This window comes from Granulicella aggregans (assembly GCF_014203275.1).
GTDB lineage: Bacteria > Acidobacteriota > Terriglobia > Terriglobales > Acidobacteriaceae > Edaphobacter.
The window spans coordinates 1-6,229 of record NZ_JACHIP010000048.1; the positions used below are offsets into that span (position 1 = coordinate 1).

Annotated in this window: 7 protein-coding genes and 1 pseudogene; all 8 read right to left on the reverse strand. The window is 56.3% G+C overall.

Going from position 1 to position 6,229, the window contains the following annotated elements; all coding sequences use genetic code 11:
* Positions 1-288 precede the first annotated feature (288 nt).
* The gene (locus HDF16_RS29380) at positions 289-615 is read right to left on the reverse strand and encodes a hypothetical protein (RefSeq protein ID WP_184224405.1); all 327 of its coding nucleotides are present in this window, start codon (positions 613-615) and stop codon (positions 289-291) included.
* Positions 616-647: 32 nt separating this feature from the next.
* Positions 648-1,583, reverse strand: coding sequence for a DNA-primase RepB domain-containing protein (locus HDF16_RS29385; protein WP_184224406.1), 936 nt, complete (start codon positions 1,581-1,583; stop codon positions 648-650).
* 105 nt (positions 1,584-1,688) lie between these two features.
* Entirely contained in the window at positions 1,689-2,075 is a 387-nt protein-coding gene (locus HDF16_RS29390; RefSeq protein WP_184224407.1) for a single-stranded DNA-binding protein, read from the reverse strand.
* Positions 2,076-2,607: 532 nt separating this feature from the next.
* Positions 2,608-3,576 (reverse strand): CpaF family protein, encoded by a 969-nt coding sequence (locus tag HDF16_RS29395; protein WP_184224408.1) that lies wholly within the window; start codon positions 3,574-3,576, stop codon positions 2,608-2,610.
* A complete protein-coding gene (locus HDF16_RS29400; protein ID WP_184224409.1) occupies positions 3,573-4,373 on the reverse strand; it encodes a VirB8/TrbF family protein in 801 nt (266 codons plus the stop codon). Before HDF16_RS29400 ends, HDF16_RS29395 begins: the two co-directional genes overlap by 4 nt.
* A gap of 190 nt (positions 4,374-4,563) precedes the next feature.
* Positions 4,564-5,490, reverse strand: a complete 927-nt coding sequence (locus HDF16_RS29405; RefSeq protein WP_184224410.1) for a hypothetical protein — start codon at positions 5,488-5,490, stop codon at positions 4,564-4,566.
* Positions 5,491-5,536: 46 nt separating this feature from the next.
* Positions 5,537-5,767: a hypothetical protein gene (locus HDF16_RS29410; RefSeq protein ID WP_184224411.1), complete on the reverse strand. Its 231-nt coding sequence runs from the start codon at positions 5,765-5,767 to the stop codon at positions 5,537-5,539.
* An 11-nt stretch (positions 5,768-5,778) separates the two neighbouring features.
* Positions 5,779-6,229, reverse strand: a pseudogene (locus HDF16_RS29415) (hypothetical protein); the annotation flags it as partial.

Genomic DNA, 6,229 nt, shown 5'->3' on the forward strand with positions numbered 1-6,229 from the left:
TTGACGGAGAACACCCTGCCGCTACGCCCGCGCGAGCGGCGAAGCCGGGTGCTAAGGTCGAGATCATCGGGAGATGCTGTGCGGCTCATAGCTACCTCGGAAATGCTGGATTCCTATAGGAATCTTCGAGTTCCTACAGGAATCCAATGCCTGGTAAGTGATTCATTCGAAAACGGATTCCTATAGGAATCCACTTTCGGCTGAGACGACACCCTTCGAGGGATGGAGTGTCAACATTCTTCCGGTGCGCAGCACCGTTGTGTTCTGGCCACTGAATTCGAAGGCAGATCATGCCTTCAGACCCGCTACTGCTGCCGTCGTTTGCACAGCAGATTGCGGCACGTTCGCCGGCTTCCTGGGCGATACTTCCGATGTCTCAGCGACAGGGCCTTTGCGAATGCGAAGAGTCGAGGATGCCTGCTTCGCTTGGGGCGTCTTCAGGAAGTCCTGGAAGTCGCGGTCTTTCGAGAAGACATACGCGAGCGCTTGCTCGACAACATCGTCGGCGGAAGCGCGGATAAACGCCGCGTACTGATCGACCTGCGTAGCGGTCGAATCCGTGAGGCGGATGGAGGCGCTGACTTGGCGGGTTTGGATAACTTCGAGTAGAGGCATTTAATTCTCCTTTAGGTAATGAAGAGAGCGAACTATCTGCGAGCGACCATCCGTTGCGCTGTGGCAGCGGTCTCTCGCGCACGAGCGGAGCAAAGTGCTGCAGGAATCTCAACCTGTCTGCGGCTCTCAAGGATGGCGATCACCTCGGCAGCGGACGTGCCTTTCTCTAGCCAGAGACGAGCAGACGCCATGTCCACAGTCCGTTGCGCATAGTAGGCGGGATTGGGCTTGTCGGAGCGCCGCGAAGCCAGCTCCAGAGTGAGCTCTATGGCATCTTTCCCGTGGGAAAGTTCACGCGAGACCCAAGCCCAATCATGCTCGGAGTTGGTCTGCATATCGCGACGCACAGGTTGCCGTTGGATAGGAGGGACCATGCAGGCTTCCCGAAGGACATTCAGATGGAAATCGTCTGGCTGATAGGTGACATCGGCGAGATATTCAACGGTGACGAGCTGCGCTGGATCGTACTTGCAATTCTTGAATCCAGGAATGCGAAGAACTCTATTGCAGTCGGTGCAGGAGATATCGCCGTGGAAAGCCATAGCGAGCAGCTTGAGGGTCAGCTCCTGCGCGTAGAAGTCGAAGTTCTCCACGCGCCAGAGCACCTGATACTTCCCTGCCGAAGTGGAGATGATTACGTTGGGCTCTGGCACAAGGTTGGAGGCACGAAGCTCAGCGAGCCGGGCCTCGCCGTTCACATCGATATCAATATAGAGATGGCGAACGGAAGCGATGCATTCTTTCGTGCGTTTAAGGCTTCCGGGGAGCAGAGGGTTGGCAGCCACATAGATATTCGTCTTATTACGGTTCTCATGAGCGAGCCAGCCCTGGTAACGTGGCGCGAGCGCGCGTTCCAAAGGAACGATGCGCTGCTGCGTCTTTGCTACGCTCTCGTTGCGAAGCAAGAGAGCGATCGTGTCACCAGGGGCGAAGCACCGGGTGAGAAAGTCTTTGACAGTTTCGTTCATCACAATTCCTCCGGTCTGTCCATGCTGCGAGCGCAAAAGACAAGGGGCTCTTAGCAGCCGAAGAAGTCCGGCTCGATGCCGGACTCTCCGGGAAAAGAGGAAGGCCTATGCGGCCTCTTCCTCTGAGTTGTCTTCGGTATCTTCCGCCGTCGCTTTGGCCGCACGATCCAGCTTGAGAATCGAGTTCACCCGGATCTCCCAGATGGTCCTCTCATCAGGCTGCTTCTTGCCTACCTTTGCGGGCTGATACCTGCGGCTGCGCAGCTCACCCTCGACCTGGATATGGGTACCCTTCTTGAGCGTGGCGGCGAACTCTCCGAGCTTGCCGAAGACAACGCAACGGTGCCATTCGGTGTGCTCGATGTACTTGCCGTCCTTCTTGTAGGAGCTTTTCGTTGCCACTGAGAGAGTGGTGAGGCTGCGGTCGTTGTTGGCGCGAACCTCTGCGTCGTTGCCGAGGAATCCGATGAGGGTGACTTTGTTTGAGTACATGGTGGTGATCTCCGTTTCGTTGAAATTCCCGTAAGCTGCTCGGGTCACCCTTCGCGTAGCGAGCGAGTGGGCCCGGCTCCCAAGTGCCAAGGAGTGCTTTCTTGGCGGGGCCCGAAAGAAGTTTGAGCGGCGCTCTCTGCCGCGGCCTTCAAACTTCTTTTGGGAGGAACCGAGACCCCGAAGGGGCGACACAGTCGAAGCAGAACGACGCCGAGCCGCAGGGCGCCGGTTTGGCCCCGAAGCGTGAACCCGAGTAGAGGACGGGATACGGGACGGAAACAACTCCAATACGCGGAAGTCACCCAACCGATCCCAGGCGTGCAGAGTGCCCACAATCGCAGCCGATTTCTCGACGGCAATTGAGCCACGAAAGGAAGGCATTGAGCGCTCGCACTGTCGCGTCAGGAAAACCAGGGACGCCATGATGGGCGCTTTCAGAGACGAGTTGGGCTGTGCAGCTGCATGAGCCGCTTGGAAGAGCATGGGAGTGACCTCAGATTCGGGTTGGATTCTCTAGCTGGAGATACTCGCCTTAGGCGTCGGAAGCACGGTAGACCTCCTCCGTCAGGAAGCATTGGTCGGCATGACTGTAACCGGAGACCGTTATGAGCTCACGGACGCGGCGGTGGCCCTTGGCGTTGCGCTCGCAGTACAGCACGAAGTCAATTGCTTCTGCGGTCTCCGAACGCATGAAGGCATGGTTCAGATTCGCTCTGGCACTGAGGGCGAGATTCGACAGCCGACTGAGGGCATCCCACGCCGATTTGGCATGGATCGTCGAGAGCGTTCCGCCGTGCCCTGTATTCATGGCCTGCAGCAGATCATATCCGCACTCATTGCGAATCTCGCCCATGATGATGCGGTCGGGCCGATGCCGAAGCGCAGCGGCCACTAGCTCGCTTGGAGTGATGGCGACTTGACCAGGGATCGCTTCCACTGCCTCCCAGCGAACGGCGTTGGGATGGGCCACTTTTAGCTCCGCTGGCTGCTCGATGATGCAGAGACGTTCGTTGAGCGGGATGTGATCGAGAAATGCCTTCATTAGGGTCGTCTTCCCTGACCCGGTTCCACCGCTGATAATGCCATTCTTCTTCTGAATCAACATGGACACGACCGCGTCCCGGACGCTGATCGGAAGGCTGCCGAAGTCGATCAATTGCTCTGACGTATACCAGTGGTTGAACTTGCGGATGGTCATCGTAATTCCGTTGATTGAGGCAGGTGGTCCGACGACGGCAACACGGGAGCCATCGGGAAGGCGTGTGTTCAGGACAGGGTTCTGATCCGACAGGTTCTGCCCCAGCTTCCTCGCGATCTGTTGGGTCGCAGCCAGGAGAGTCTCAGTCGTCAAAGCACAGGCGAGAGCGATCGGTTCGACGACGCCGTTGCGGTCGGCGAAGACACCGGTAGTCCCATTGATCATGAGATCGGAGATCGAGTCATCAAGGATGAGCCTCTGCACCTCTTCCGGGAAAAAGCCGAGCACCAGATCCCAACTCATCGCGCGCCTCCCGCTGGAGTGTTCGCGGCAGACTGAGACTGCACCGCCGGGGACTGTGAAGGATGCACCGTGTCGATAGGTTCTACTGACAAACGGTTCTCATGGAATTCAGTGATCGTAAGCCCGAGCGGATTGATGGTCTCGAACTGCGGAAAGGTCTGCGCTGCCAGACTCACTTGGGCAGGGTTTAGGTAGTACGTCACCGACAGCGCCCAGTGCTCTCTACGTGGCTGCCGGGAGTTCCGAGGGGAGTAGATCTTCGTGATGTTCACGAGAGCCGTTCCACGCGCGATAGCGGCGTCTTTGACGGTCTCTTGCGACATCGAAGTGATGGTCACGCCATCGACCTCTACATCGCTTTGCTCAATCTGATTGCCGAGAACTTGCGAGACCAAGTGAGCGGCATTGTCCTCGGCCATGTATTGGTTCGCAAGCTGCGTTGAAAGAAAGTAATAGTTCATCGGATACTTCTTTACTACGGTCTCGCGATTGATCGTGTAGCGGTAGTTTGCCCAATCCGTCAGATAGGTGCGGACCTCGCCTTCGCGCGGCGAATAGGCGAGGTCTGAATACTGGATCGCTGTGGCTTTTCCCATGTCGTCGATGCGTATGTAGCGAGTCTGAACCGGACGATGTGCAAGCGAGATGATGACAGCGAACGAACCGAGGAGGAGAAATGTCTCTGATGCGATGACCATGCGACTCAATTTGCGCTCTGCGTAGAAGCCGACGTACTTCTCGTTCGCGATCTCATCAGTGAGCATTATCTGGTTGGGAGTGAGACGTGCGTGTGTCATTGAGTCTCCTTCACCCGATGCGATTTGACCGAATCGTACTGGTGACCATGTTTTGGCAGCGTCTGGAGGATGTGAGAGAACGCAATCAATGAAAAGATCACTATCGCCAGAACTACAAGAAGAGCAAGTACTCGAACGATCGGCTGTAGTGAACGTGGAACAAGGTGATAGAAGCCAAAGAGTGTGAGCATTAGACTGACCCCACAACAGCTGCGCGGATGAAGGCTGTTTCAACGATCTGGCCGATCTTGCCAGCGGCACCCGATCCGCCACCGAAGAGCGTTTGTGTAATCGTAGGCACCATCGTCATATTCAGGATGAAGGCGATGAAGACGGCTATCACTCCGTAGAGGTTCGCGATCCACATCGGGAGTGAATAGTCGCCATTGAAGGTCTGCTGAAGGAAGGTCATAAGGAACCCCGACCACACAAAGATGAAGGCGGCGGCGACCGCCCGGATCATAGCGAAGCTCAACAGCACATCTACAAAATGATAGAACTTTCCGCGGAACGTGCGCGTCATTAGAAGTGGAACGAAGATGGGTCCGAACAGCGCCGCGACACCGTAGAAGATGAACGACGAACAGTTGATGAGAAACAGAATGCCGCCGGCCAGCCCGACGAAGAGATAAACCAGCAGGTAGGTCAGGATCTCCATCGGTGCGAGATAACTTGGGGGCGGGGTGCTGTTGACTGCCGTGCTCAGAGCGTTCTGGAGTTGGCTCAGTGAGTTCTGGTCAAGAGCCGCGACAATGACCTGGGCGAAGTACGAGAAGAGATGGTTGAACCCAAAACTCGCACCGGGGAACGGAGTCACCCAGTAGTTGATGATGAGCAAGCAGATGATCAACTGCAGGAGAAATTCCACCAGATCACCTACACGCACCGGGTGAGCGTTCAGACTGAGGGTCATTGTCGAGATGTTCCAATGAGCAACCATGCGGATGAGCTTCATCATGCTGACGAACGCCAGGAGGGTCATACCGACCGAGGAGAGAGCATCACCATTCTGCGTCGTGAGATTGGTGAGATTGTTGGTGAACTGATAGAGCCAGTCAACACCAGGTGCGGCTGCTTGAAGGAAAAGCGCAGAGGAGGCCATTGGGGGAAGGTTCATTTTGTGGTGTCTCCTCTGTCTGGGAAGTTTGCTGCCGTGCTGGTTGTTACTGCTTTACCGCGTTATTTGCCTTCTGAGCGCTGCGTTCGCGAATCCTTTGAACTGCAGCCTTATCGTCGCGATCGATCTGGGCTGCTGTTTCGCGTTCTTCTGCAGTCTTCGCTGCTGATACCGCAGTCTGTTGGTTTACATGCAGCTCGCGTGCGAGAAGTACACCTATAACGCTAAGAGCCGCAAGGATGCCGATCAAGACTTTTGTTCTGAGAAGTTGCTGCATAACTGCTCCTTTCACGGCAGGTAGTTGTCCCAGGTTGGGGAGCTGTTCGCAGGCGCTGAAGAAAAGACCGACCGCTGATGCTGAACGAACGCAGCATTGTTGATTTCATCCGCCGCCGCTGCACGTTGCGCCATATTCTGCACTGCCGCCTGAGCCGCTTGACAGGCATGGAGCGCACCTTGCGCCTGCGACTCATTAAGGTGGTGCGCGTTCGCGACGTTCACTAGGTTGAGCTGTTCAAGTTCTGTGGTGGTAAACGATGATGTATCGAACTGGGATTGCGTAAGCGATCCGCGAGACAGCTGATTGCCAGAGCGCATGGCGTTGTAGTCGCCCACAGAGTTCAAGCATTGGCTCGAAACCCCGTCCATCGCTTCCATGCGCGAAAGAGTTGCAAGCGCATGGCTGGTGCCCAACACCTGCTGGCTTAGGTAGCTGGAGGATGTTGAGTTGAGCCCCAGG